Below are 23,243 nucleotides of genomic sequence, written 5' to 3' on the forward strand. Positions count from 1 at the left end.
TCAGAGCGGCAGATCGCCGGCTTCTTTGCCGAGGTACTTCTTCGACAGGGCGTCGAGCGTGCCGTCTTTCTTGGCGGCCGCGATGATCTCGTTGACCTTGGCCTTCAGCGCGTCCTCGCCCTTGGCGATGCCGACGAAGCAGGGGCTGTCTTTCAGCAGCAGCTTGTACTCGGCGCCGAGCTGCGGGTTCTTCTGCATCATGTTGCCGGCCACCGCAGCGCTGGTGGCGATGGTTTGCGTCTGGCCCGCGACGAAGGCCGCGATGGTCGCGTTGTTGTCCTCGAAGCGCTTGTAGTCGACGTTGGCCGGCGCCACCTTGGCGAGCTCCTGGTCTTCCATGGCGCCGCGCGTCACGGCCACCGACTTGCCGCCCATGTCGGCGAAGCTCTTGATGCTCAGGCTCTTGGCGGCGTACACGGCCTGGAAGAAGGGCGCGTAGGCGGCGCTGAAGTCGATCACCTTTTCGCGCTCGGCGTTCTTGCCCAGCGTGGAAATCACGAGGTCGGCCTTCTTGGTCTGCAGATAGGGAATGCGGTTGGCGCTGGTGACCGGCACCAGCTCGACCTTGACGCCCAGCTTGGCGCCGATCAGCTTGGCCATCTCCACATCCAGGCCCTGCGGCGCCATGTCGGGGCCGACGAAGCCGTAGGGCGGGTAGTCGGTGGGAACCGCGACCTTGAGGGTCTTGGACTTGAGCACGTTGTCGAGCGCGCTCTGGGCCTGGGCGGCACCGCAGGCGAGCAGCGCGGCCGATGCCAGGGCCAGCGCGAATTGGCGTTTGGAAAATTTCATAACAGGGCTCCTAGGTAGGTCGATGAATCGGGATCACGCAAAAGCTGTGCCTTGGTCTTGTCGTCGGCAGGCGCGTGGCGCAGCGGTGCGAGCGCGTCGCGCAACTGGGCCAGCGGGTCGGTGGGGTGCTGCACGCGCAGCGCGGACTGCACCGTGCCGATGTGCTCGGTCATCAGCGCCTCGGCGCCAGCGGTGTCGCCGCGCTCCAGCGCCGCGACGATGCGCACGTGGTCCTCGCAGGACTGCGCCGCGTCGTGCGAGGACTGGTAGAGCATCGCGATCAAGGTGGTGCGCGCGGTGAAGTCGCGCAGCGTGTCGGCCAGAAGCGAATTGCCCAGACACTCGGCCAGGCAGACGTGGAAGTCGCCCAGCAGGTAGCTGCGGTTGCCGATGTCGCTGTCCTTGAGGGCGGCCTTCTCGCGCTTCAGATGTGCCTTGAGCGCGCGCAGGGCCTCCTTGTCGATCGGGCCGGCGCTGCGGATCAGGCCCGACTCGATCACGCGGCGCGCCTCGAAGGCTTCGCGCGCCTCGGCCTGCGAGGGCTCGATCACGAACCAGCCGCGGCGTGCGCTCACGGTCACGATGCCGCGCGCCGCCAGCCGCGTGAGCGCCTCCCGCACGATGGTGCGGCTGCAGTCGAACAGCATCGCGAGTTGCTGCTCGCCCAGGCGCGAGCCGGGGGCGAGCTTCTGCGCCATCACCGCTTCAACGATGCGCGCACTGATCTCGGGAGCGGAAATGGCCATGGCTTGCATATCAGCAGTTTTCATGCCAACTGGTATGCAAGATCTGTGCACCAAATCGGGTGCTTGGCCCCCGGTTTGGTCAGGCTGACCGTCGGAAACGGCCGTTTTGGGTGCATCGCTCCGGCAGAATGCGGTCGATGTCGTGGAGTCCAGAGTGAACAGGCCTTTTCGTGTGCGAGTGCTGTTGACCGGGGCGGTGCTCGCGCTTGGGCTGTTCTTGACCTTTGCCGCGGCGCGTTTGCAACAGCAGAACATCGACGCAGCCACCAGGGCAAAGTTTGAGCGCCAGGTGGAACTCGTTGAAGCAGAAATCGAGCGGCGGTTCCGGCAGCCGGTGCATGGACTCAATGGAGCGCGCGGGATCTTTGCCGTCCATCCGGCAGTCAGCAGAAACGCTTTTCGCGCCTACGTGAACTCCCGCAACCTGCAGGAGGAGTTTCCTGGTGTCCGTGGATTCGGCTTTGCTCAGCGTGTGAGCCGGGACGACTTGCCCGATTTCGTCGCCGCCGAGCGACGCGACGAAGCTCCCCATTTCACCGTGCGGACTGTCGGCAATGCGCCCGATCTGTACGTGATCAAATTCCTTGAACCCGTCGCGATCAGCCAACCGGCTCTGGGGTACGACATCGGGTCCGAAAGCACGCGCAGACAAGCGATCGAGCGTGCCGTGTCGACAGGGAGCCCCACGCTCAGCGGTCGCATCTTCCTGCAATCCGAAAGACAGCGCCCTGGCTTCCTCTACATGACGCCGGTGTATCGAAGCGGGAAGGATCCTGGCGTCATGCAACAGCGTCAGGCCGAATTGCTCGGGTTGCTGTTTTCCCCCATCGTGGCCGAAGACCTGCTCGCTGGCAGCGCGGGCGGCTCGGATCGGCAGATCGACTTTTCGTTGTACGACGGAGATGCGGAGCCTGGCAATCTTCTCTTCGCCAGCAAATCTCTTGCTGGCACTCCCGGGGGGAGCACTCTGCACGCCGACGAAGGCACTTCGCGCAAGGCCGTGCAAGAAATGACCACGCGGCTGCCGATCGGTGGCAGGCAGCTGACCCTTCGCGTGAACACCACGCCCGCCTTCGAGCACGACCTGGATCGCTGGATTCCGACGTCATTGCGCGTGGGCGGCGTGCTCGTGAGCCTTTTGTTGGCGCTCACCATGTGGTTGCTTGCCACAGGACGCGCACGTGCCTACGCACTGGCACAAGCTATGACGACCGATCTGGAGCGACTGGCGGCTGTCGTGCGGCACACCTCCAATTTGGTGGTGATCACCGATCGGGATTGCAAGATCCAGTGGGTCAATGACGCGTTCGCGAGCTTCTATGGCTATACGTTCGAAGATGCGCGCGGTCAAACACCGCTTCAGCTTCTGGGCAGCGGCAGGACCGATCCCGAGACTTACGCCGTCATGAATCGCGCTGCCGAGGCGCAGACGAGCTGTCGCGTCGAAGTCGTCAATCGATCGAAGGACGGGACGCACCACGCCATCGAACTGGAGGTGCAGCCCCGCCACGACGCCCAGGGTCGCTTGACGGGATTCATGGAAATCGGCCTTGACGTCACCACCCGAAAACACGCTGAAGAGCAGCTGCGCCGCAATCACGCGATGCTGAAAAGCATCATGGAGAACCTGCCTTGTGGCCTGAGCGTGTTTGACGGCCAACTGCATCTCGCCGCCAGCAATCAGCAGTTTCGCGAGCTGCTCGATCTGCCGGACGAACTCTTTTCAGGGCGATCGGTTCGCTTCGAGGACGTGGTTCGCAACAACGCCGCGCGAGGCGAGTACGGCCCCGGACCTGTCGAGGACATCGTGGCTGGAATGCTCGAACGTGCGCAGTATCCGACGCGCATGTTGTTCGAGCGAGAGCGGCACGACGGCAAACCGCTCGAAGTGCGCAGTGCACCGATGCCTGGAGGCGGGTTCGTCACGACCTACATGGACATCTCGGAGCGAAAGAAGATCGAGCGGATGCAGCACGAGTTCATCTCGACCGTCTCGCATGAACTGCGTACGCCGCTGACGGCGATCTACGGTTCGCTCAGCCTGCTGGGTTCGGAAACGGCGGGTCCGCTGCCGCCCGATGTCCAAGAGCTTGTCGCCGTCGCACACAAGAGCTGTGAGCGATTGATGCGCCTGATCAGTGATGTCCTCGATGTCGAGCGTATCCAGGCGGGGCTGATGCACTACGCGAAATCAAGGCAAGCGCTGGCGCCGCTCGTCGACCAGGCCGTTGGCGCCATGCGGGCCTATGCCGATCAGTTCCACGTATCGCTCGAATTTGAAAGCCGTCTCGACAATCTGTACGTCGAAGTGGACCCGGACCGCATCGTTCAAGTCCTGGTGAACCTCATTTCCAACGCGGTCAAGTTCTCCAGGCCCAACCATCCGGTATCCGTTCGGATGTCCATGGTCGACGGGCAAATCCGTGTCGGCGTGTCGGATCAGGGTATCGGGATCCCGGCGGAGTTCCGCCCGCGAATCTTCGATCGATTTGCTCAAGCCGATGGGTCGGACCGTCGAGCACAAGGGGGAACCGGTCTTGGCCTGAACATCTGCAAGAGCATCGTCGAGGCCCACGGCGGGCGTATCGACTACATCAGCACCGTGGGTGTCGGCACGGAGTTCTTCTTCGACCTGCCTGGGGTTTCCGGCCCCTGAGCGGCCGGTCTCATTGACCCTTCCAGTGGGCCTTGCGCTTCATCGTTCCCCAGCGGGCCTTGTGCCGCACGGCCCATCGAACCAGCCCAATGAATCTCCAGGTCGTGTTGAGCTGACGATAGCCGAAGTTTTCCAGAAGAGCGACCAGGCCCAGCAGCGCCACTTGCCGAAGCTTCGGGTACAGATGGAAAGACATCTCCTCGAGCAAGAGGCCTGATGCTGAAAGCAGGACGCCCAATCCCAGCGCCAGGAACATGAATGCGCCGAACGCGGCCCAAGAAACCAGCCCCTGCAGGGCTGCAAAAAGCAGGAGGACGCAGCCGGCGACTTCGATCAAAGGTCCCAGCCATTCAAACAGGACCATGAATGGAAAAGCAAGCCATCCGGGTGCCCCGCCGCGCGAGCTGAACATCAGGCCCCAGTTGCTGGTGAGGCTTTCGCAGAGGCCATGCTGCCATCGGATGCGTTGGTTTCGCAAGGTGGCCAAGTCTTCCGGGGCCTCGGTCCAGCAAACGGGCTCCGGGACGAATTCCATCCGGTAGGGCTGGCCGCGCTGGCGCAGGATGCGGTGCATGCGCACCACCAGTTCCATGTCTTCGCCGATGGTCCGCGTTCGGTAGCCACCCACTTCAACCACGGTGTTCGTGCGAAACAGCCCGAATGCGCCGGAGATGATCAGCATGGCGTTCAACTGTGACCACCCGAGCCGTCCGAACAGGAACGCGCGCAGGTATTCCACCACTTGGCAGAGTGCCAGGAAGTTGCGCGGCAACGCGACGCGTGTCAAGACGCCGTCTTGCACTTCGCAACCGTTCAATATCCGCACCGTTCCCCCGCTCGCCACCATCCGGGGATCACGCAGGAATGGTTTGACCACCCGCTGCAGGCTGTCTCGCTCGAGCACGGAGTCGGCATCGACGCCGCAGAACAACGGATAGCGTGCGGCGTTGATGCCTGCGTTGAGCGCATCCGCCTTTCCGCCGTTTTCCTTGTCTACCACGCGCAGGTTGCGAAAGCGCGGGGAACGATAGACCGCACGTATCGGTGCGGTCTGGAGGCGCAGTCGATAGCTTTCGGGGAACGGGACGAGCGAAAACTCCTGCACCAGCATTTCCAGGGTCGCATCGCTCGAACCGTCATTGATGACGATCACCTCGAACTCCGAGTAGGTCAGCTGAAGCATGGAGCGCACCGACGCCGCGATGCTGGCCTGCTCGTTGAAGGCCGGCATCAGGATGCTGATGGCCGGCTCCAGTCCGGAGTAGATTTGCGGCAAGTCATCGAGCAGCTTGGCCTGGTTGTCCCGGTGGAGCCTGACGAGGCTCAGGAAATTGAGCGCGAGATAGGAACCGTTCAGCAGAACGAAGTAGCCAAAGATGAACCACGTCGCGAGTTCAACGATCAGCTGCTGTGTGATAGGAGACCTCGTTCGGCAAAGACATGATCGAGCGCCAGCCGGCCCAACCGATCGTCGCTGAGGCGCTTGAGCCCGTCGAGACTTTCGTGTGCGAGGAACGGCAGGCTCACCAGCGCATGGGCTGCTCGGTAGCGGACCCACCATTCGCTGTCGCCGAGCATCGCAGCGAGTTGTGGAACGTCTGACGGGACGGCCACGTGAGTCAGTGCATGGACAGCCCGCACCCTGACACGCCAGTCGGTGTGCGCCAGATGTGAGAGCACGGCGGGCCGGACAGCGAAGGTATTCACCAGGCGCAGCGCGGCCGCAATGATGGTGGGCTCTTTCTCCGAGTTGAGCAGGCCCAGCAGCGCAGCGTCGGGCAGTCGGGTGCGCAGCACTTCGAGCAACTGGAGGCCGCGCAGCTTCTGGGCGGACGGCAGCGCGGCGACCCTTGGAACAAGAAGCGACTCGAATGTGACGCGCGCTTCGCCCAGCATCCGCGCCAGCCGGGGAATTTCCCAATCCGGGCGATTCAGCACCGACGGCATGAGGTGGTGTGCTCCGGCGATGGGATCGATTTGAATCATCGCCCTGGCCGCGGTCAGCGATGCAATGGTTTCTTTGGCTTGGACAACGATCTGCAGCGCGGCCCAGGCCCTGCTATCGCGCAGATGGCCCAGCGTCAACATGGCGAGCAGGCGCTCGGTTGGATTTCCGTCCCGGAGCAGGCGGCGGGCCAGCTCATCGCAGCGCAGTTGAAGAGCGATCTCGTTCAAACGGACTGTGGCATCGCCACGCAAGGACTCCTGCATGTAGTTCCACAATTTGAGAAAGGCGACCTGATCTTGCAATCTAAGCGGCGGCAGCAAGTACTGCGCAGGGCCTGACAAGGCACCCAAAAGCGCGGGCTGCCAAATCGCCTTGAACTCCTTCTGCTCCCTCTCTTGCCGCTTCAGTCGTTCGCGCAGAGCAATGATCAGCCCGGCCAGCACCAGGTTAAGACCCAGCACGGCAACTCCGGCGATGAGACTGAAGGCCACCAGCGGCTCAAAAGCTGTATTGAACACCGAGTCGAATTCCGCTTCGGGAGTAGAAGGTGCCCTGGCGGATTCGCTCCAGCGAGTACGTCAGGGCCCAGGCTGGATCGAACCAGTGCCGACCGGTCAAAGCCACGGTGCGGACGTCCGCCAATACCACGCGCTGCTCGCCGATCGCAGTCGCCTCCCGACCGGCCGCTAGGATCAGTCCCACGACATTCTTGTCTCCGTAGTAGTAGCTGCCCCGCAACTCGACCCCCTGCGCGTAGGTGCCCAGCGCTTGAGTTGGCCGCCACGCGACGGACCAGCTGAACGACGACACGTAGCGCTCCAGCCGCACGAGGCCCTGGCGGACCGTGGTGTTGTCATACGCGGTGGTCTTGAAGCCCCCGTGCAGCAGCCACGCGGGTGCGAACTCGTACTGGATCGCCGCCCCCAGCTCATGCCTGGGCAAGACGCGATGCGAGGGACTGAAGCTTGCTTCCATCGAGGCGACGAAGCGCGGGTCGAGCGGCACTGTGTAGGCCAGACCGGCCGAGGTGTCGTCAAGGCCGAACCGGTCTGTCCGCCTGACATTCATGGAGAGGAGTTCGCGCGGGCCGTACGCGCGGGCGACCCGCAGCGACGTTTCCCGCCAGTCCGCGAATCCCTTGCTCAATGATTGGTGCTCGGCCGCGACTTCGATCGAATCCCCGTGATCGACGGGTCCGGCCCAGGCGGCGACGAGTGGCCCGGCAAACAGGATGCCGGCGACCGCACCACGCCTCACGAGGGTGCCTTTGCGTACCGGCGAACGCGCGCCAGCAGTTCGTTGGGAGCGAATGGCTTCTGGACGTAGTCGTTGGCACCTGCATCCAGCGCCCGCACCACGTCCTGCTCTTGCGCCTTGGCACTCAGCATCAAAATGGGGACGGACCGCCAGGTGATGCTGCCGCGGATCAGCCGGATGAGTTCGAAGCCGTCCACGAAGGGCAGCATGACGTCGAGCAAGGCGATGTGCGGCGGCGATTGAGCTTCGATGAACTCCTTGGCCTTGCGGCCGTCCCGCGCCAGGGCAACCTTGTACTGCTCCCGCTCCAGCATGAACTTCAACAGGTACGCAATATTCTCATCGTCCTCAACAACGAGAACCGAGGCCTGCTTCGTAGTCGGAAGGTTCATAAGAGATGGCGGATGTTTGGATCAGCGCTTGCAGTGGACGTCGATCTTCCAGCGATGGAAATTCTCCGCAGATTGTGCGGCCAAATAGCGCCCTCGCGCGCTGTCCGAAGCGCGCGCGAGTCGCGGCTCGCATTGCGAGTCCGCCGACGTGGAACACCGAGTTCCAGGGTAACGTCGAAATGAAAACTAATGCGCTATCTGCGACTCAACACCTAGTCCATCTTTGCACCGGAGGCCTTGACTGCCTTTTCCCAGCGCGGGGTTTCAACCGCGAGGAACCTTGCGAAGTCCTCGCTATCGAGGAAAGCTGGGTCGGCGCCCTGACTCACCATACGATCACGCACCTCGGGGCTGGTTAGCACCTGCTTGAAGGCGTCGCTGAGCTTGGCCACCACGTCCTTCGGCGTGCCGGCCGGCGCAAGAAAACCGTAGAAGCCGACCACCTCGAAGCCCTTGATGCCGCTCTCGATCACGGTCGGGATATCGGGCAAGGCGGGATTGCGCGCGGCGCTGGTGACCGCGAGCGCGCGCACCTTGCCCTGCTTGTGATAGTTGGCTGCCTGCGGGATCGACTCGGCCATGAACTGGACCTGGCCGCCCATGAGGTCGGTGAAGGCCGGCGCGCTGCCGCGGTAGGGGATGTGGACCATGAAGAGGCCGGTGGCGGTCTTGAACATCTCCGGCACCAGGTGGCTGATGCCGCCGTTGCCGGCCGAGCCGTAGTTGATCTGCCCCGGGCGTGCCTTGGCATAGCGCACGAACTCCTGCAGGCTGTTGACCGGCAGCTTGGGCGTGACGAGCAGCGCCAGCGGCTGCATCGCGGTGCGCGCGATCGGCGTGAAGTCCTTCAGCGTGTTGTAGGGCAGCTTGCTGTAGAGCGCCCCGTTGATCACCGCCACGCCCGTGTTCGCCAGCATTAGCGTGTAGCCGTCGGCCGGACTCTTGGCCACCGCGTCGGCGCCCACCGATCCGCCCGCGCCGGGCTTGTAGTCGACCAGCACCGGCTGGCCGAGCACGGCCTGCAGCTTGTCGGTGAGCAGGCGCGCGTGCTGGTCCAGCGGACCCCCGGCCGGAAAGCCGATCACGACCTTGATGGGTTTTTCCGGAAAGGCGGCGGTGGCGTGGGCCGACGCCGCCATCCAAAAGGCCGCGATGAGCGTCCTGGTGCTGCTGTTCATGTTCGTCTCCTCGTTGTGGCGGACGATCATAAACAGCGGCCCGCCGCCGCAGGCTTCAGCTGCGCAGCTTCGCCTTCAGGGTGATCTCGGGCACGCTGGCGAGCGCCTTGGAGAGCGGGCAGCCGGCCTTGGCGCCGGCCGCCAGTTCCTGGAACTTGGCGTCGTCGATACCGGGAATGGTGGCTTCGAGCTCGAGCTGGATGCGGTCGATCTTGAAGCCCGCGCCGTCGCGGGCCAGGCGCACCGCGGCCTTGGTGTCGATCGCGTCGGCCGTGAAGCCCGCGCCTTCGAGCGCGAAGGCCAGCGCCATCGTGAGGCAGCCGGCGTGTGCCGCGGCCAGGATCTCTTCGGGGTTGGTGCCGCGCTTGTCGTCCTCGAAGCGGCTGGCATAGCCGTAGGGGTAGTCCTTCAGCGCGCCGGTTTCGGTGCTGATCTGGCCCTTGCCGGCCTTGCCGGCGCCTTCCCAGTGAACGCTTGCGTGCTTGTCTGCTGCCATGTGAGCTCCTTTGGTGGGTGGGGTGGAACGACCTGCCGTTGTACGGCAGAACGCGCCGGGAGTCACCCAGGTGACGCCGTCGGGGCTTCCCCGATGCGAGGCGCGCGCCCGGCATCGTAGGCTCGGAGCTGATTGGAGACTGATCACCGTATGGACCGCCCGCACTACAAGTTCTGGCCAGAGCGCCTGCCTCGTTCGATCACCGTTCCCGCCACCTCGCTGTGGCACAACCTCGCCACTTCCGCGGCGCGCTTTCCGGACAAGGCGGCCATGGTCTTCTTCGGCCGCGAGACCCGCTACCGCGAGCTCGCCGACCAGGTCGAGCGCCTGGCCGGCACGCTGCATGCGCTGGGCGTGAAGCGAGGCGACCGCGTGATCCTCGACATGCAGAACTGCCCGCAGCTGGTGATCGCGCATTTCGCGATCCTCCGCGCCAATGCGGTGGTGGTGCCGGTCAATCCGATGAACCGCGCCGAGGAGCTGAAGCACTACATCACCGATCCGGATGCCAGGGTCGCCATCACCACCGGTGACCTGGCGCCCGAGCTCGCCAAGGCGAGCGACGCGCTCGCGCCCAAGGACCGGCTGGCGCACATGATCGTCACCCAGTTCACCGACGCCTTCGATGCCGACACCGGCGGCGACGAGGCGCCGCCGCCGGTGTGGCGCGACTGGCTGCTGGCGCGCCATCCGCTGCCCGCGCTGGCGGACGGCGCCGTCATGGCGTGGACCGATGCGCTGAACTCCGGGCATGCGCCGCCCGAGCACGTGGTCGGCGCCAACGACATGGCGCTCCTGCCCTACACCAGCGGCACCACGGGCCTGCCCAAGGGCTGCATCCACAACCATTCGAGCCCGATGCACAACGCCTTCGCGGGCCAGCTCTGGGGCCTGGGCTCGTGCGAGGCGGTGGTGCTGGCCGTGGTGCCGATGTTCCACATCACCGGCGTGGTGAGCATGATGCACACCACGATCCTGGTCGGAGGCACGCTGGTCATCATGCCGCGCTGGGACCGCGAGGTGGCGGGGCGCCTGATCTCGCGCCGCAAGGTCACGAGCTGGACCAACATCCCGACCATGGTCATCGACCTGATGGCCAGCCCCAACTTCGCGAACTTCGACCTCAGCAGCCTCACCTACATCGGCGGCGGCGGCGCGGCGATGCCGCAGGCGGTGGCGCAGCGGCTGCTGGAGCAGTACGGGCTGAAGTACCAGGAGGGCTACGGCCTCACCGAGACCGCGGCGCCCTCGCACACCAACCCTTTCGAGAACCCCAAGCAGCAGTGCCTGGGCATCCCCTACCTGAGCACCGATGCGCGCGTGGTCGACCCCGACACCTTGAAGGAGATGCCGATCGGCGAATCGGGCGAGATCATCATCCACGGCCCCGAGGTGTTCCAGGGCTACTGGAAGCGGCCCGACGCCACGGCCGCGGCCTTCGTCGACTTCGAGGGCAAGCGCTTCTTCCGCTCCGGCGACATGGGCCGCATGGACGAGGACGGCTACTTCTTCATGACCGACCGACTCAAGCGGATGATCAACGCCAGTGGCTTCAAGGTCTGGCCGGCCGAGGTCGAACTGCTGATGTTCCGCCACCCGGCGATCCAGGAAGCCTGCGTGATCTCCATGAAGGACGACTACCGCGGCGAGTCGGTCAAGGCCGTGGTGGTGCTGCGCGCCACGCACAAGAACACCACCGAAAAGGACATCATCGACTGGTGCCGCGAGAACATGGCGGTCTACAAGATTCCGCGCGCGGTGCAGTTCGTCGATGCGCTGCCCAAGAGCGGCAGCGGCAAGGTGATGTGGCGGCTGCTACAGGAGGCGGAGAGCAAGGGAACGGGGTCCTAGTCGCGGATTTCGACCTCGGCTTCGATCTCCACCGGAATGTCGAACGGCAGCTCGGCCATGCCGACTGCGCTGCGTGCGTGCGCGCCGACCTCGCGCCCGTAGAGCTCGAGGATCAGGTCGGAGAAGCCGTTGATCACGGACGGCATGCGGTCGAAGCCCGGTGCCGCGTTGACCATGCCGAACACGCGGACCCAGGCCGTGATGCGGTCCAGGTCGCCGAGCGCGCGCTTCAGGCTGCCGAGCATGCCCAGCGCGGTCAGGCGCGCCGCCTCGTAACCATCCTCGAGCGTGAGCTCGCGCCCGACCTTGCCGAGCGGCTCGGCGAGCGAGCCGTCGGCATGCTGCGGTCCGTGGCCCGAGATCAGCGCCCGCTGTCCGACGATGCGCACCCAGGGAAAGGGCAGCACCGCGCCGGCGGGCATTGCAATCGGCGGCGGGAGCACCAGGCCCAGGGATTTGAGTTTGTGTTCGATGTGCGTCATGGGGTGTCGTGAATGAGCCGTCGTCCGAGGCTGACCACGTCGTCCTGCGTGTACCCGAGCTTGCGGTAGAACGCGATGACCTCGGCATTGGACGAGCGGATCAGCAGGTTGATCTTGGGGCAACCGCGTTCGATGAGCAACTGTTCCGCTTCCTGCATCAGCGCCCGGCCGATCGACAGCCTGCGATGCTGCGGCGATACCGCAAGGTAGTAGACCCAGCCGCGGTGGCCGTCGAAGCCGACCATCGCGGAGCCGAGCAGCGCGTCGTTCTCGGTGGCGACCAGAAAGAGCTCGGGCTGTTCGCCCAGCTTGCGCTGGATGTCGCGGTGCGGATCGTTCCACGGGCGCGTGAGGCCGCATGCGTGCCAGAGTGCGACGACGCTGCCTTCATCGGAGGGCTGGAAAGGGCGAATCTTCATTTATTCGAACGGCGTGGTGATGAAAGTTTGAGGCGCATCACGTGGCGGCGTTTGCCTTCGCGCCCCACCTCGGTGAAGCCTGCCTCCGCGAACACAGGCACGAAGCCCATGAAACGGTAGCTTGGCGAGTCGGCGTCCACGGGATAGGCCTCGATCATCTTCGCGCCATGCGACCGCGCGTGGCGCACCGCGGCGGCGATGAGCTGTCGCGAAATCCCCGTGCCGCGCAGTCTTCGGACGACGAAGAAGCAGGCGATCGACCAGATGCCGTCGTCGGCGCTCTGGTCGCCGACCAGGCGCCGGTAGGTCGAGCGCGGCGCAATGGAACACCACGCCACGGGCTCCTCGCCGGCATAGGCCAGCAGGCCCACCGGTGTGCCCGAGCAGACGCGCTCTTTCATCGCCGCCTTGCGGCTGGCGTCGTCCGCTTCCTTGGCTTCCGCGGACGATGCGCGCCAGGCCATGCACCAGCAATACTTGGGGCTTCCCTTGGCTTCGAACAGGCGCTCGAAGTCCGGCCAGCGCTCGGCGGAGACCTCGTGGAAGGCGAGCGGCTTTTCCACGGGGCTTTCGGCGCTCAGCCGCTCTGCTTGGCGTACAGAACCATCTGCGTACAACGGAAGAGGGCGATGGTCTTGCCCGTCTCCCGGTGCTTCACCACGGCATCCCATACCTGCGTCGTCTTTCCGAGATGGGCCGCGGCTGCCGTGCATTCGATGGTGCCGTCGCGCGCGGTGCCGAGATGGTTGGACTTGAGCTCGAGGGTCGTGAAGCCCGTCGCGCCTTCGGGCAGGTTGGCGACGCAGCCGTAGCCGCAGGAGGTGTCGGCCAAGGTGACCACGCTCCCCGCATGGAGGTAGCCGTTGGGCGCCATGAGCGATGTCTTCACGGCCAGTTCGGACCGCACTTCCGAGAGGCTCGCGTGCGTGATGACGATGCCGAGATGGCCGGGCAGGTTTTCTGCGCCGCGCTGGTTGAGTTGTTCGGGAGTCAACATGGGATGAACGCGATTCGATGGAAAGGATCAATTGTCGGGCGGTCCCTTGAGTTCGATCACGTTGCCCTCCGGATCGGTGATATAGATGGAAGGCCCCTCGCCCTCGGCGCCGTTTCGTGTCGCCAGCGGGCCGGCTTCGACCTTGTGGGCTTCGAGGTGGCGGCGAATGGCGGCCTCGTCGAAGGGCTCGACGCGAAAGCAGAAGTGATCGAGGTTGCGCCCCTCCTTGCCCGGCGCAGCACCGCCGGCGCGGCCGAGTTCGCCGTCCACCGGAACGAGGTCGACGAGCGAGCGCCCGGCGCGGAGCTGAACGAGGCCGATGGCATCCTGCCGCCGCTCGATCGTGCAGCCGAGCACCTCGCAGTAGAAGCGAAGCATCCGGTCGAGATCGATGACGCGCAGGACGAGGTGGTCGATGTCGCGGATGTGGATCATTGTGTGCTCCAGGTGGATAGGTCGCCGGTCGATCGCGTGCGCAGCATCAGCAGGGCAGGGCCGTCGGGCGTCATGACTTCTCCGTGCGCAACGAAGCCGGCCTTCGCGTAGCTGCGGATGGCGCGCCCGTTGTCCGGCGAAGGATCGGTTTGCACTTTGCTGACCTCGGGGTCCAGAAACAGGCGGTCGACGAATGCGCGCACCATCGCGCTGCCGAGGCCCGCTCCGAGCTCTTCCGCGTTGGCAAGGAACTGGTCGATGCCGCGCGCACCGGGGTCGGTTTCTTCCTCCCACCAGCCGTCGCCGGAACCCATGACTACGTAGCACTGGATGAAGCCGATGGGGCGAGCTCCGAGCAGGGCGATATAGCCGTGCGTCGTGTCGCGGCCGGCGTCGGTCAACGGCGCGAACTCCTCTTCGACCTCGGCTCGCGTGGGGGAGGGCTGCCACCATTGGCTGACGTGCGGACGGCACAGCCATTCGTGAAGCATCGGAAGGTCCGTCATCTCGAGCGGCCGGAACGACAGGGATTCAGGCGGTTTCTCGCTCATGGTGGACCACATGTTCGAACGGAAGCGCAGGCGACGCCAGCGCGCGCGCCAGGAACGACGGCCGGATATCGAGTTTGCCGAGCCTTGCGCAGTCGAACCACTCGAAGGTCAACGCGAGTTCGCCCTCGCTGCCCATGAAGGGCCCGGGTCCTGCGAGCAGGCGCGAACCCGGGGAGAGCTCTGCCAGGAAGTACAGGCCGATTTCGTGGTGCTCGCGCCCGCGGTGGTTGAAGAAGTTCTCCACCACCCACAGCATGCGTTCGCAATGCACGGTCTCCGCCAGTTCTTCCTGCAGCTCGCGCACGACTGCGGCGGCAGCGGTTTCGCCGGGCTCGACCCGTCCGCCGGGCACCGACCAGAACGGATCGCCCTCGATACGGTGCAGCAGCACAGCGCCCTCGTGCAGCACGACCGCTGCGGCTCGCAGGTTGAAGCGATGCGTGTCGGCGTCGAAAGAGATCATGGCCGCCGGCGGAACCGTCCGCTCAGGACTCTCCCCTGCCCCTGACCTCCGCCACCACCCGCGCATGCCGCTGGAAGCTCCAGTACGCGCTGGCCCAGTCCATCAGCACCACGATGCGATTGCGGAAGCCGATCAGGAAATAAGCGTGGGCGAACAGCCAGAACAGCCAGGCCAGCCGGCCCGAGAAGCGCAGCGGCCCGAAGGGCGTGCCGAGGTCGACCACGGCCGAGTTGCGGCCGATGGTCGCGAGGTTGCCGTAGTCGCGGTAGCGGAAGGGCACCGTTTCCTTGCCCGCGATGCGGCGCAGGATGTTCACCGCCGCGGCGCGGCCCATCTGCTTGGCGCCGGGCGAGACGCCGGGCACCGGCTTCGGCTCCTTGCCCGGCCGGTGGCTCATGGCGGCCGCGAGGTCGCCGACCACGCTGATGTCCGGATGGCCCGGCACGTTGAGGTCGGGCAGCACCTTGACGCGGCCGGCGCGGTCGGTCTCGGCCCCGGTCGCGGCGGCCAGCAGGCGGCCCAGCGGCGAGGCGGCCACGCCGGCAGCCCAGATCACGCAGTGGCAGTCGATGCGGTGGCTGCCGGTGCCGGCGCCGCCGTCGCTGAAGGGCGATTCGACCGTGAGCCCGGTCTCGTCGATGATCGTGACCTTGGCGTTGAGGCGCACCTGCACGCCGAGTTTCTGCAATTGCTCCAGCGCGCGCTGGCTCAGGCTTTCGGGCATGGCCTGCAACACGCGCGGGCCGCCCTCGATCAGCAGCACCTCGGCGCTGCCCGGGTCGATGCGGCGGAACTCGCCTTCCAGCGTATGGCGCGCGATCTCGGCCAGCGTGCCGGCCATCTCGACGCCGGTGGGGCCGGCGCCGATCACCGCGAAGGTCAGCAACGCGCGGCGCCGCGCCGGGTCGGGCTCGATCTCGGCGGCCTCGAAGCTCATCAGCACGCGGCGGCGGATCTCGAAGGCATCGGCCAGTGTCTTCAGGCCCGGTGCCATTCGCGCCCAGCCGTCGTTGCCGAAATAGCTGTGGGTGGCGCCGGCGGCCACGATCAGGTGATCCCAGCCGAGGCGGGTGCCGCTGGCCAGCTGCACCTCGTGCGCAACCGGATCGATCTGCGTGACTTCGCCGAGCAGGGTGGTGATGTTGGGCTGGCGGCGGAACAGGAGGCGCACCGGCGCTGCGATCGAGGGCGCCGCCAGCCCGGCAGTCGCCACCTGGTAGAGCAGCGGCTGGAACAGGTGGTGGTTGGTCTTGTCGACGACGGTGACGTCCACATCGGCGCCTTGCAGCTTTCGCGCCGCCTCCAGGCCCCCGAATCCGCAGCCGACGATGACGATACGGGGGCGCTGGGAGGGGGTAGTCGTACTCATCCGCCGGATGATACGCAGGGCTCTGGCACGCACCAGCGTCTTGTGCCAAAGTGTCGCGTTCGACTGCGCGGGCTTGTCCTACGGCACCCGCCTGTCTCCATGGGCTAAAACCTTTCGATCCAAAAATTGGAGACCCCATGAATCTCATCCGGCCGGCCGCGCCTGCTGCAGACGAGCTGCGCGATCGTTTCCAGGCGGTGCGTGCGCAAAGCCTCGCGCTCGCGGCGCCCCTCTCGGCCGAAGACCAGTGCATCCAGTCGATGCCCGATGCCAGCCCGACCAAATGGCACCTGGCCCATACCACCTGGTTCTTCGAGACCGTGCTGCTGCAGCCGCATGCCACGGGCTACCGCGTCTTCGATCCGCGTTTTCACTATCTCTTCAACTCCTACTACGAGGCGCTGGGCCCGCGCCATCCGCGGCCGCAGCGCGGGCTTCTGACGCGGCCTTCGCTCGATGAGGTGCATGCCTACCGCCGCCACGTCGACGAAGCGGTGGAGGCGCTGCTCGAGACGGCGGGCGAGGGCCGGGACTGGGATGCGATCGCGGCGTTCGTCACGCTCGGGCTGCATCACGAACAGCAGCACCAGGAGCTCATCGTCACCGACATCCTGCATGCCCTGTCCTGCAACCCGCTGCTGCCCGCGTACCGGGCCGCGGCGGGGCCGGCGCTTCGGCTGGCCTCGGTACCGCCGCCGATGCAATGGCTGCCGCAGTCCGGCGGCCTGGTCGAGGTCGGCCATGGCGGCGCAGGCTTCGCCTTCGACAACGAGACACCGCGCCACGCGGCGCTGCTGCGGCCCTATGCCATCGCCGATCGGCTCGTGAACTGCGGCGACTATGCGCAGTTCATTGCCGATGGCGCCTACCAGCGGCCCGAACTCTGGCTGTCCGACGGCTGGGCCGCGGTACAGGCCCAGGGCTGGCGCTGCCCGGCCTACTGGCTCGCGCCCGACGATCCGCGGCTTGCCCACCAAGGTGCGACGGCGGGCTGGCATGTCTTCGGCCTGCACGGCGTGCGGCCGCTGGAGCCCGAGGCGCCAGTGGCCCAGCTGAGCTTCTACGAAGCGGCCGCGTTCGCCGAATGGGCCGGCGCGCGGCTGCCGACCGAGTTCGAATGGGAGGCCGCACACGACGCGCCCGGCATCATGCAGATGAGCGGCCAGGTGTGGCAGTGGACGCGTTCTTCCTACGACCCATACCCGGGCTTTCGCCCGCTCGCGGGCATCGCGGCGGAATACAACGGCAAGTTCATGGTCGGCCAGCTGGTGCTGCGCGGCGGCAGCGTCGCCACGCCCGAAGGGCACACGCGCCCCAGCTACCGCAACTTCTTCCCGCCGGCCGCGCGCTGGCAGTTCTCGGGGCTGCGGCTCGCGAAGGAGCTCTGATGGGCAATCCTGCATTCAACCTCCACGCGTTTCGCACCGCGCAGCGGGCCGCGCCGCTTTCCAATTTCGGCCGCGAGCTGTTCGCGGGCCTGAGCCGCGGCGCGCGCAGCATCCCGCCGAAGTTCTTCTACGACGTCGCGGGATCGGCGCTGTTCGACCGCATCTGCGAGCTGCCCGAGTACTACCCGACGCGCACCGAGCTGCGCATCCTCACCGAGTGCGCCTCCGAGATCGCGGCCCAGATCGGCCCGAAGGCCGAGATCATCGAATTCGGCGCCGGTTCGCTCACCAAGGTGCGGCTCTTGCTCGACGCACTCGATGCGCCGAAGCGCTATGTGCCGATCGATATTTCCGGCGAGCACCTCGAAGCGGCGGCACAACGCCTGCGCGACGACTATCCGCGGCTGGCGGTGCAGCCCCTGGTGGCCGACTACACCATGCCGCTGGTGCTGCCCGCGCGCGGCGAGGGCATGGGCCAGCGCGTTGGCTTCTTTCCCGGCTCGACCCTGGGCAACTTCAGTCCCGATGAAGCGCTCGCCTTCCTGCAACTGGCCCAGCGCCTGCTGCGCGGCGGCGGCCTGCTGCTCGGCGTCGACCTGGTCAAGGACCCGGCGCTGCTGCATGCGGCCTACAACGATGCGCAGGGCGTGACCGCGGCCTTCAACCTCAACCTGCTGCGCCGCGCCAACGCCGAGCTCGACACCGATTTCGACCTCGACGGCTTCACGCATGCGGCCTTCTACAACGCGCCGCTGCGGCGCATCGAGATGCACCTGGTGAGCCGCCGCGCGCAGACCGTCACGCTCGACGGCCAGCGTTTCGCCTTCGACGAGGGCGAAACCATCCACACCGAAAACTCGCACAAGTTCACCGCCGAAGGCCTGCGTGCGCTCGCGGTGAAGGCGGGCTTCAGGCCGGCCGCGGTGTGGACCGATCCCGAGCGCCTGTTCAGCGTCCACTGGCTGCAATCGCCCGCGGCACAATAAGGTGCTGCCCGCGTTCTGCGGGCATGGAGACCTTGTCATGAAAGCAACCTGGAACGGCGTCACCATCGCCGAGAGCGACGACACCGTGCTCGTCGAAGGCAACCACTACTTCCCCATGAGCTCGCTCAAGCGCGAGCACGTGACCTTCAGCAACCACAAGACCACCTGCCCCTGGAAGGGCAGCGCAAGCTACTACTCGCTGCTGGTCAACGGCGAGCTCCACACCGATGCCGCCTGGTATTACGCCGACCCCAAGCCCGAAGCGGAGATGGTCCGGGACCGCGTCGCCTTCTGGAAGGACGTGAAGGTGACGGAGTGAGCGGCGGCCTCTTCAATCCGCCGTTCACGCCGCCCGATCGACTCGTCGCCGCATTGCGCCAGGACGGCTACGTCGTCCTGAGTCCGCAAGGCGTGGCCGAGTGGCTGGGTACCTCGCTGACCGAATTCGACGCGCTGCACGGCGACTGGGACCAACTGCCGCCCGACGAATACCTGAAGGACGGCGGCCGCTATCGCACGCGGCGCCATGCCTGCTTCACGGTCGAGGATGCGGCGCTCGAACAGGTGCCGCACCGCGCACACTGGCAGCCGGTGGAATACAACGCGCTGCATGGCGGCATGCAGCGCTGGTTCGCGCCGATGGAAGCGGGAACGTTGGCGCAGCCTGCATGGCAGCGGCTGCTGCGCGGCCTGGGCGGCGTGGCGAGCGGCCTGCGCGGCACGCAGCGCTGGTACGTGGAGGCGCACCAGTTCCGCATCGACACCGCCGATGGCATCGGCCGGCCGACGCCGGAGGGCGCGCACCGCGACGGCGTCGACCTGGTGGCGGTCGCGCTGATCGGGCGCCATAACATCAAGGGCGGCGAAACGCGCGTGTTCGAGGCCGCGGGCCGTCGCGGCGAACGCTTCACGATGACCGAGCCCTGGACGCTGCTCCTGCTCGACGACGCGCGCATGATCCACGAGTCGACGCCGATCCAGCCGCTGGTCGAAGGCCAGCCGGGCTGGCGCGACACGCTGGTCGTGACCTGCCGCGCCGACGCATTTCAAGGCGATTGACGCCACTTGCCGGACCGTAGCCGTCCTACAGTCCGGCCCTCTCCCTGGATGTAAATTCGGGGTCCGGCTCGCCCTGCGAGCCCTGCGAACGAAAGAGGTCTGCCATGTTCAATCACATCCTGGTCCCGATCGATGGATCCGAAACGTCGATGCTTGCGGTCAGCAAGGCCAGCGGACTGGCGCTGGCATTCGGCAGCCGCATCACCCTGATCCACGTGGTGGACAACTATCCTTTCATCGGCGTGGGCGCCGACTATGCGCTCGGCCAGAACGAATACCTCGCAGCCGCCACCAGCAGCGCCAACGCGGCGCTGGCGCGCGGTGTCGCGGCGCTGGCGGCGGAAGGGCTGCACAGCGACCAGCGCGTGATCGACGGCCACGTGGTGCACGAAGGCATCGTCGATACCGCCGAGGCGATCGCGGCCGACCTGATCGTGATGGGCTCGCACGGGCGCTCCGGCATCGAGAAACTGCTGCTCGGCAGCGTGACGCAGCGGGTGCTGCAGGATTCGAAAGTCCCCGTGCTGGTGGTCAAGGGCTGAGGGCCGGAGGCAAAGGCTTTTTTCAGGCAAACGGCGGCGGACTCTCGAAACGCCGTACTCGCCCGTCGGCAGGGTGCATGAACTCGAGCGCGCTCGCGTGCAACAGCAGCCTCGGCGCGCGTTGCCGCACTTCCTCGCTGCCATAGAGCGCATCGCCGAGGATCGGGTGGCCGATCGACAGCAGATGAACCCGCAACTGATGGCTGCGGCCGGTCAGCGGCTCCAGCCACAGGTGGCTCGCATGGCGCTCGGGCAGCTGGCGCTTCACGCGCCATCGCGTCTGGCTCGGCTTGCCTGATTCGGGATCGATCTTCTGCAGCGGCCTTCGCGGCCAATCGGCTGCCAGCGGCGCATCGATCAGCGCCCATTCGTCGGTGAGCGGCAGCAGCCCGTCGACGATCGCTTCATAGCGCTTGCGCATTCGCCGCTGCGCGAAGGCATCGCCGAGCGCGCGCTGCATCGCGGGGCTGCGTGCCATCAGCACCAGGCCGCTGGTGGCCATGTCGAGCCGGTGCACCACCAGCGCATCGGGCCAGCGCTGCAGCGCCCGCGCACTGAGGCAGTCCTGCTTGTCCTCGCCGCGCCCGGGCACGCACAGCAGGCCGGCGGGCTTGTCGAGCACCAGCAGCTGGGGGTCTTCGTGGATCACGCGCAGCGAAGTCATTGGCCTAGCAAGTCTAGAAGCCTTTGATGCTCAGCTATCCTCGATGCAATGTCCGCCCGCGCCGCCTCGCCGAATTTTTCCGATCTCACGCGCGAGCGGCCCTTCATGCGGCTGTGGACCGCGCGGCTCTTCGGCTCGGCCGCCGCCCAGATGCTGCTGGTCGCGATCGGTTGGCACATGTACGAGCTCACCGGCAGCGCCTGGGATCTCGGCCTGGTCGGGCTCTACCAGTTCGTGCCGGCGCTGCTGCTGGCGTTGCTGGCGGGCCACATCGTCGACCGCCACCATCGCGGCCGCATCGTCGCCGCCTGCCTCGCGGTGCAAGGCGCGGTCGCGCTGCTGCTCCTCGGCGCCGTCTACACGCATCAGGACTCGCGCGGATTGCTGCTCGGCCTGTCGCTGGTGCTGGGCGCGGTGCGCGCCTTCCAGATGCCGGCGCAGCAGGCGCTGACGCCGCTGCTCGTGCCACCGCTGATGCTGCCGCGCGCGATGGCCTTCAGCTCGGCCGGCATGCAGGGCGCGATCATCGGCGGGCCGGCGCTGGGCGGTCTGCTGTTCGCGGCGGGCACGGGCGTGGTGTACGGCGCGAGCCTGCTGTTCTTCGCCGTCGGCAGCCTGCTGCTGATGCAGCTGCGCTACGACCACATGCCGGCGCCGCGCGAGCCGGTCACGCTGGCGACGGTACTGGCAGGCGTGGATTTCATCTGGAAGCGCAAGCCCGTGCTCGGCGCCGTCTCGCTCGACCTGTTCGCGGTGCTGCTCGGCGGCGCGGTCGCGCTGCTGCCGATCTTCGCCAAGGACATCCTGCACACGGGGCCCTGGGGCCTGGGCCTGTTGCGCAGCGCGCCGGCGGTCGGTGCGCTGGCGATGTCGATCATGCTGACGCGCCGGCCCATCGAGCGGCACGTGGGGCGCACGCTGCTGATGGCGGTGGGTGCCTTCGGCGTCTGCATGGTGATGTTCGGCCTCTCGCGCAGCTTCCTCGTCTCGCTGATCGCGCTTGCGGTCTCGGGCGGCGCCGACATGGTCAACGTCGTGATCCGGCAGACGCTGGTGCAGCTCGAAACGCCGGACGCGATGCGCGGCCGCGTGAGCGCCGTCAACTCGATCTTCATCGGCGCCAGCAACCAGCTCGGCGAGTTCGAGTCGGGCGCCACCGCGGCACTGCTGGGGCCGGTGGGCTCCGTGGTGACGGGCGGCGTCGGCACGGTGCTGGTGGCGCTCGCCTGGTTCCGGCTCTTTCCCTCGCTCGCGCAGCGCGACCGGATCGTTCGGTCAGAAGTGTGAAAACGCGTGCGGCACGTCGAGCGTGACATCGCCCAGCGGCTCGGCCACGCAGGGCAGGATCCAGCCCTCGGCCTTCTCGTCGGCGCTCACGCCCGGCCACTCGATGCGGTAGCGCACCTCGCCGGCCCTCAGCTTGCTGATGCAGGTCCGGCAGGTGCCGTTGCGGCAGGAACTCGGCAGCTCGATGCCGGCCGCAGCGGCGGACTGCAGCAGCGTGAGCCCGGGCTCGGTGTCGAAGTCGAACCCGCCGGGCTCGATGCGCGCCTTCATGGCGGCGTGCCGCGCGAGGCCTGTCGCCGCTCTTCGCGCAGCATGAAGAGGTAGAGGCTTTCGACCTTCTCGCGCGCCCACGGCGTCTTGCGCAGGAACTTGAGGCTGGAGGCCACGCTCGGGTCGCTGGTGAAGCAGCGCAGCGGGATGCGCTCGCCCAGGCCCTGCCAGCCATAGTGCGCCGCCAGCGCCGTCACGATGGCCTCGAGCGTGAGCCCGTGCAAGGGGTTGCGGGGCTGCTGCGGCGCCGTCGTCACTTGTTCTTGAGCTTGCCGCGCGGGATGACCGCGGTGGTGATGGTGCGCACCGGTTCGATGCCTGCGCCTGGCGGTTTCGGCGGGGAGCTGTCCTTCTTGGGTTTCTTGGCTTCCTTGTTGCTGCGCTGTTGACTCTTGGCCATGGTGATTCTCCGGATAGATGCGAATGCAGCAGGAAGTTTAGGGCCTGCCGGCGCGGCGACAATACGGCCCTTTACCGTTCGTTCCGCCGCATCCATGTCCGACTACGAAGTTCGCCCCGCCACCATGCGCGATGCCAAAGCCATCGCCGAAGTTCACGCCGCCGCCGCCCGGGCCGCCTACACGGGCATCCTGCCCGAAGACCAGCTGCGCGCGCTGGCGCCGTCCACGCGCGAAGCGAAATGGCGCGAGGCGATCGAGTTCAGCGAGCCGCAGGTGCATGTGGCGGTGCTGGGCGAGGAGGTGGTCGGCTTCGTCGGCTTCGACCGTTCGCGCGATGCCAAGACACCTTCGACCACCGGCGAAATCTGGGCCATCTACGTCAAGCCGGAACACTGGGGCAAGGGCGTCGGCGTCGCGCTGTGGGATGCCGCGCGCGACGGCCTCGAGGAAGAGGGCTGCACGCTGGTCACCATCTGGGTGCCGCTGCGCAACGACCGCGCGATGCGCTTCCATGAACTGGCCGGCTTCAAGCGCGAGATGAAGACCGCCAAGACGACCTCGATCGGTGGTATCAAGATCGAAGAGATCCGCCTCAAACGCAACGTCTAAAAATA

The 23,243-nt window shown here is 66.4% G+C and carries 29 protein-coding genes; 9 read left to right on the forward strand and 20 right to left on the reverse strand.

From position 1 onward, the window contains the following. Both BLS74_RS01070 and BLS74_RS01075 read right to left on the reverse strand, forming a co-directional pair. A complete protein-coding gene (locus tag BLS74_RS01070) occupies positions 1 to 792 on the reverse strand; it encodes a transporter substrate-binding domain-containing protein (protein ID WP_093102245.1) in 792 nt (263 codons plus the stop codon). Continuing rightward, on the reverse strand, positions 789 to 1,538 hold the full coding sequence (locus BLS74_RS01075) for a GntR family transcriptional regulator (RefSeq protein WP_093102671.1): 750 nt from the start codon (positions 1,536 to 1,538) through the stop codon (positions 789 to 791). Before BLS74_RS01075 ends, BLS74_RS01070 begins: the two co-directional genes overlap by 4 nt. Before the next feature lie 154 nt (positions 1,539 to 1,692). On the opposite strand from BLS74_RS01075, the gene BLS74_RS01080 reads away from it, so the two are divergent. Then, entirely contained in the window at positions 1,693 to 4,194 is a 2,502-nt protein-coding gene (locus tag BLS74_RS01080; protein WP_170855463.1) for a CHASE domain-containing protein, read from the forward strand. A 10-nt stretch (positions 4,195 to 4,204) separates the two neighbouring features. Here the strand turns inward: BLS74_RS01080 and BLS74_RS01085 are convergent, their stop codons facing one another. The 6 genes from BLS74_RS01085 to BLS74_RS01110 form a co-directional block, all read right to left on the reverse strand. Further along, positions 4,205 to 5,470, reverse strand: a complete 1,266-nt coding sequence (locus BLS74_RS01085; RefSeq protein WP_244503701.1) for a glycosyltransferase family 2 protein — start codon at positions 5,468 to 5,470, stop codon at positions 4,205 to 4,207. Positions 5,471 to 5,595: 125 nt separating this feature from the next. Then, the gene (locus tag BLS74_RS34900) at positions 5,596 to 6,660 is read right to left on the reverse strand and encodes a HEAT repeat domain-containing protein (protein ID WP_139191610.1); all 1,065 of its coding nucleotides are present in this window, start codon (positions 6,658 to 6,660) and stop codon (positions 5,596 to 5,598) included. Continuing rightward, entirely contained in the window at positions 6,641 to 7,399 is a 759-nt protein-coding gene (locus tag BLS74_RS01095) for a YaiO family outer membrane beta-barrel protein (RefSeq protein WP_170855464.1), read from the reverse strand. The genes BLS74_RS34900 and BLS74_RS01095 overlap by 20 nt, the downstream gene beginning before the upstream one ends. Beyond that, positions 7,396 to 7,791 (reverse strand): response regulator transcription factor, encoded by a 396-nt coding sequence (locus BLS74_RS01100; RefSeq protein ID WP_093102255.1) that lies wholly within the window; start codon positions 7,789 to 7,791, stop codon positions 7,396 to 7,398. The genes BLS74_RS01095 and BLS74_RS01100 overlap by 4 nt, the downstream gene beginning before the upstream one ends. Positions 7,792 to 8,003: 212 nt before the next feature. Next, the gene (locus tag BLS74_RS01105; protein ID WP_244503718.1) at positions 8,004 to 8,930 is read right to left on the reverse strand and encodes a Bug family tripartite tricarboxylate transporter substrate binding protein; all 927 of its coding nucleotides are present in this window, start codon (positions 8,928 to 8,930) and stop codon (positions 8,004 to 8,006) included. Between the two features lie 94 nt (positions 8,931 to 9,024). Then, positions 9,025 to 9,465 (reverse strand): OsmC family protein, encoded by a 441-nt coding sequence (locus BLS74_RS01110; RefSeq protein WP_093102257.1) that lies wholly within the window; start codon positions 9,463 to 9,465, stop codon positions 9,025 to 9,027. Between the two features lie 150 nt (positions 9,466 to 9,615). Here BLS74_RS01110 and BLS74_RS01115 point away from each other — a divergent pair, with 150 nt between their 5' ends. Beyond that, positions 9,616 to 11,316 (forward strand): long-chain fatty acid--CoA ligase, encoded by a 1,701-nt coding sequence (locus BLS74_RS01115; RefSeq protein WP_093102258.1) that lies wholly within the window; start codon positions 9,616 to 9,618, stop codon positions 11,314 to 11,316. Here the strand turns inward: BLS74_RS01115 and BLS74_RS01120 are convergent. From BLS74_RS01120 to BLS74_RS01155, 8 genes are read right to left on the reverse strand one after another with little or no spacing between them, the layout of a single operon-like run. Then, on the reverse strand, positions 11,313 to 11,798 hold the full coding sequence (locus BLS74_RS01120) for a RidA family protein (protein ID WP_093102260.1): 486 nt from the start codon (positions 11,796 to 11,798) through the stop codon (positions 11,313 to 11,315). The two genes, BLS74_RS01115 and BLS74_RS01120, sit on opposite strands and share 4 nt — an antisense overlap. Next, a complete protein-coding gene (locus BLS74_RS01125) occupies positions 11,795 to 12,217 on the reverse strand; it encodes a GNAT family acetyltransferase (protein WP_093102262.1) in 423 nt (140 codons plus the stop codon). The genes BLS74_RS01120 and BLS74_RS01125 overlap by 4 nt, the downstream gene beginning before the upstream one ends. Beyond that, complete coding sequence (locus BLS74_RS01130) at positions 12,214 to 12,780, reverse strand: GNAT family N-acetyltransferase (RefSeq protein WP_212733604.1); 567 nt, start codon at positions 12,778 to 12,780, stop codon at positions 12,214 to 12,216. Before BLS74_RS01130 ends, BLS74_RS01125 begins: the two co-directional genes overlap by 4 nt. Before the next feature lie 14 nt (positions 12,781 to 12,794). Then, positions 12,795 to 13,214, reverse strand: coding sequence for a PaaI family thioesterase (locus tag BLS74_RS01135; protein ID WP_093102266.1), 420 nt, complete (start codon positions 13,212 to 13,214; stop codon positions 12,795 to 12,797). Positions 13,215 to 13,241: 27 nt separating this feature from the next. After that, positions 13,242 to 13,649 carry a VOC family protein gene (locus BLS74_RS01140; RefSeq protein ID WP_093102268.1) on the reverse strand — a complete coding sequence of 136 codons (408 nt, stop codon included), beginning with the start codon at positions 13,647 to 13,649 and terminating at the stop codon, positions 13,242 to 13,244. Continuing rightward, complete coding sequence (locus tag BLS74_RS01145; protein WP_093102270.1) at positions 13,646 to 14,200, reverse strand: GNAT family N-acetyltransferase; 555 nt, start codon at positions 14,198 to 14,200, stop codon at positions 13,646 to 13,648. The genes BLS74_RS01140 and BLS74_RS01145 overlap by 4 nt, the downstream gene beginning before the upstream one ends. Continuing rightward, positions 14,181 to 14,663, reverse strand: coding sequence for an NUDIX hydrolase (locus BLS74_RS01150; RefSeq protein WP_093102272.1), 483 nt, complete (start codon positions 14,661 to 14,663; stop codon positions 14,181 to 14,183). The genes BLS74_RS01145 and BLS74_RS01150 overlap by 20 nt, the downstream gene beginning before the upstream one ends. Before the next feature lie 22 nt (positions 14,664 to 14,685). After that, positions 14,686 to 16,032 carry an NAD(P)/FAD-dependent oxidoreductase gene (locus BLS74_RS01155; protein ID WP_093102274.1) on the reverse strand — a complete coding sequence of 449 codons (1,347 nt, stop codon included), beginning with the start codon at positions 16,030 to 16,032 and terminating at the stop codon, positions 14,686 to 14,688. Positions 16,033 to 16,169: 137 nt separating this feature from the next. Between BLS74_RS01155 and egtB the strand changes: the two genes are divergently transcribed. From egtB to BLS74_RS01180, 5 genes are all read left to right on the forward strand, one after another. Continuing rightward, positions 16,170 to 17,420, forward strand: a complete 1,251-nt coding sequence (gene egtB, locus BLS74_RS01160; protein ID WP_093102275.1) for an ergothioneine biosynthesis protein EgtB — start codon at positions 16,170 to 16,172, stop codon at positions 17,418 to 17,420. Further along, complete coding sequence (egtD, locus tag BLS74_RS01165) at positions 17,420 to 18,406, forward strand: L-histidine N(alpha)-methyltransferase (RefSeq protein ID WP_093102277.1); 987 nt, start codon at positions 17,420 to 17,422, stop codon at positions 18,404 to 18,406. The genes egtB and egtD overlap by 1 nt, the downstream gene beginning before the upstream one ends. A gap of 37 nt (positions 18,407 to 18,443) precedes the next feature. Then, positions 18,444 to 18,725, forward strand: coding sequence for a DUF427 domain-containing protein (locus tag BLS74_RS01170; RefSeq protein ID WP_093102278.1), 282 nt, complete (start codon positions 18,444 to 18,446; stop codon positions 18,723 to 18,725). Continuing rightward, on the forward strand, positions 18,722 to 19,465 hold the full coding sequence (locus BLS74_RS01175) for a 2OG-Fe dioxygenase family protein (protein WP_093102280.1): 744 nt from the start codon (positions 18,722 to 18,724) through the stop codon (positions 19,463 to 19,465). Before BLS74_RS01170 ends, BLS74_RS01175 begins: the two co-directional genes overlap by 4 nt. A 104-nt stretch (positions 19,466 to 19,569) precedes the next feature. After that, a complete protein-coding gene (locus BLS74_RS01180; RefSeq protein ID WP_093102281.1) occupies positions 19,570 to 20,007 on the forward strand; it encodes a universal stress protein in 438 nt (145 codons plus the stop codon). 22 nt (positions 20,008 to 20,029) lie between these two features. Here the strand turns inward: BLS74_RS01180 and BLS74_RS01185 are convergent, their stop codons facing one another. Further along, complete coding sequence (locus BLS74_RS01185; RefSeq protein ID WP_093102283.1) at positions 20,030 to 20,671, reverse strand: RluA family pseudouridine synthase; 642 nt, start codon at positions 20,669 to 20,671, stop codon at positions 20,030 to 20,032. Between the two features lie 48 nt (positions 20,672 to 20,719). Between BLS74_RS01185 and BLS74_RS01190 the strand changes: the two genes are divergently transcribed. Continuing rightward, complete coding sequence (locus BLS74_RS01190; RefSeq protein WP_280142595.1) at positions 20,720 to 21,958, forward strand: MFS transporter; 1,239 nt, start codon at positions 20,720 to 20,722, stop codon at positions 21,956 to 21,958. Here BLS74_RS01190 and BLS74_RS01195 read toward each other — a convergent pair. The 3 genes from BLS74_RS01195 to BLS74_RS34245 are packed head-to-tail and all read right to left on the reverse strand — an operon-like array spanning position 21,947 to position 22,628. Further along, positions 21,947 to 22,228: a 2Fe-2S iron-sulfur cluster-binding protein gene (locus BLS74_RS01195; protein ID WP_093102284.1), complete on the reverse strand. Its 282-nt coding sequence runs from the start codon at positions 22,226 to 22,228 to the stop codon at positions 21,947 to 21,949. The two genes, BLS74_RS01190 and BLS74_RS01195, sit on opposite strands and share 12 nt — an antisense overlap. Then, positions 22,225 to 22,485, reverse strand: coding sequence for a VF530 family protein (locus BLS74_RS01200; protein WP_093102286.1), 261 nt, complete (start codon positions 22,483 to 22,485; stop codon positions 22,225 to 22,227). The genes BLS74_RS01195 and BLS74_RS01200 overlap by 4 nt, the downstream gene beginning before the upstream one ends. Beyond that, on the reverse strand, positions 22,482 to 22,628 hold the full coding sequence (locus BLS74_RS34245; protein ID WP_170855465.1) for a hypothetical protein: 147 nt from the start codon (positions 22,626 to 22,628) through the stop codon (positions 22,482 to 22,484). The genes BLS74_RS01200 and BLS74_RS34245 overlap by 4 nt, the downstream gene beginning before the upstream one ends. A gap of 94 nt (positions 22,629 to 22,722) precedes the next feature. Here BLS74_RS34245 and BLS74_RS01205 point away from each other — a divergent pair, with 94 nt between their 5' ends. Further along, positions 22,723 to 23,238, forward strand: coding sequence for a GNAT family N-acetyltransferase (locus BLS74_RS01205; protein ID WP_093102287.1), 516 nt, complete (start codon positions 22,723 to 22,725; stop codon positions 23,236 to 23,238). Positions 23,239 to 23,243 lie beyond the last annotated feature (5 nt).

It is taken from the genome of Variovorax sp. CF079 (assembly GCF_900101545.1).
GTDB lineage: Bacteria > Pseudomonadota > Gammaproteobacteria > Burkholderiales > Burkholderiaceae_C > Variovorax.

Excerpts from the sequence above, each read along its gene's own strand:
- BLS74_RS01070 (WP_093102245.1), bottom strand. The coding sequence starts at position 792 with ATGAAATTTTCCAAACGCCAATTCGCGCTGGCCCTGGCATCGGCCGCG.
- BLS74_RS01075 (WP_093102671.1), bottom strand. The coding sequence starts at position 1,538 with ATGGCCATTTCCGCTCCCGAGATCAGTGCGCGCATCGTTGAAGCGGTG.
- BLS74_RS01100 (WP_093102255.1), bottom strand. The coding sequence starts at position 7,791 with ATGAACCTTCCGACTACGAAGCAGGCCTCGGTTCTCGTTGTTGAGGAC.
- BLS74_RS01105 (WP_244503718.1), bottom strand. The coding sequence starts at position 8,930 with ATGGCGGCGTCGGCCCACGCCACCGCCGCCTTTCCGGAAAAACCCATC.
- BLS74_RS01110 (WP_093102257.1), bottom strand. The coding sequence starts at position 9,465 with ATGGCAGCAGACAAGCACGCAAGCGTTCACTGGGAAGGCGCCGGCAAG.
- BLS74_RS01115 (WP_093102258.1), top strand. The coding sequence starts at position 9,616 with ATGGACCGCCCGCACTACAAGTTCTGGCCAGAGCGCCTGCCTCGTTCG.
- BLS74_RS01120 (WP_093102260.1), bottom strand. The coding sequence starts at position 11,798 with ATGACGCACATCGAACACAAACTCAAATCCCTGGGCCTGGTGCTCCCG.
- BLS74_RS01125 (WP_093102262.1), bottom strand. The coding sequence starts at position 12,217 with ATGAAGATTCGCCCTTTCCAGCCCTCCGATGAAGGCAGCGTCGTCGCA.
- BLS74_RS01135 (WP_093102266.1), bottom strand. The coding sequence starts at position 13,214 with ATGTTGACTCCCGAACAACTCAACCAGCGCGGCGCAGAAAACCTGCCC.
- BLS74_RS01140 (WP_093102268.1), bottom strand. The coding sequence starts at position 13,649 with ATGATCCACATCCGCGACATCGACCACCTCGTCCTGCGCGTCATCGAT.
- BLS74_RS01145 (WP_093102270.1), bottom strand. The coding sequence starts at position 14,200 with ATGAGCGAGAAACCGCCTGAATCCCTGTCGTTCCGGCCGCTCGAGATG.
- BLS74_RS01150 (WP_093102272.1), bottom strand. The coding sequence starts at position 14,663 with ATGATCTCTTTCGACGCCGACACGCATCGCTTCAACCTGCGAGCCGCA.
- BLS74_RS01155 (WP_093102274.1), bottom strand. The coding sequence starts at position 16,032 with ATGAGTACGACTACCCCCTCCCAGCGCCCCCGTATCGTCATCGTCGGC.
- egtB (WP_093102275.1), top strand. The coding sequence starts at position 16,170 with ATGAATCTCATCCGGCCGGCCGCGCCTGCTGCAGACGAGCTGCGCGAT.
- egtD (WP_093102277.1), top strand. The coding sequence starts at position 17,420 with ATGGGCAATCCTGCATTCAACCTCCACGCGTTTCGCACCGCGCAGCGG.
- BLS74_RS01170 (WP_093102278.1), top strand. The coding sequence starts at position 18,444 with ATGAAAGCAACCTGGAACGGCGTCACCATCGCCGAGAGCGACGACACC.
- BLS74_RS01180 (WP_093102281.1), top strand. The coding sequence starts at position 19,570 with ATGTTCAATCACATCCTGGTCCCGATCGATGGATCCGAAACGTCGATG.
- BLS74_RS01185 (WP_093102283.1), bottom strand. The coding sequence starts at position 20,671 with ATGACTTCGCTGCGCGTGATCCACGAAGACCCCCAGCTGCTGGTGCTC.
- BLS74_RS01190 (WP_280142595.1), top strand. The coding sequence starts at position 20,720 with ATGTCCGCCCGCGCCGCCTCGCCGAATTTTTCCGATCTCACGCGCGAG.
- BLS74_RS01195 (WP_093102284.1), bottom strand. The coding sequence starts at position 22,228 with ATGAAGGCGCGCATCGAGCCCGGCGGGTTCGACTTCGACACCGAGCCC.
- BLS74_RS34245 (WP_170855465.1), bottom strand. The coding sequence starts at position 22,628 with ATGGCCAAGAGTCAACAGCGCAGCAACAAGGAAGCCAAGAAACCCAAG.
- BLS74_RS01205 (WP_093102287.1), top strand. The coding sequence starts at position 22,723 with ATGTCCGACTACGAAGTTCGCCCCGCCACCATGCGCGATGCCAAAGCC.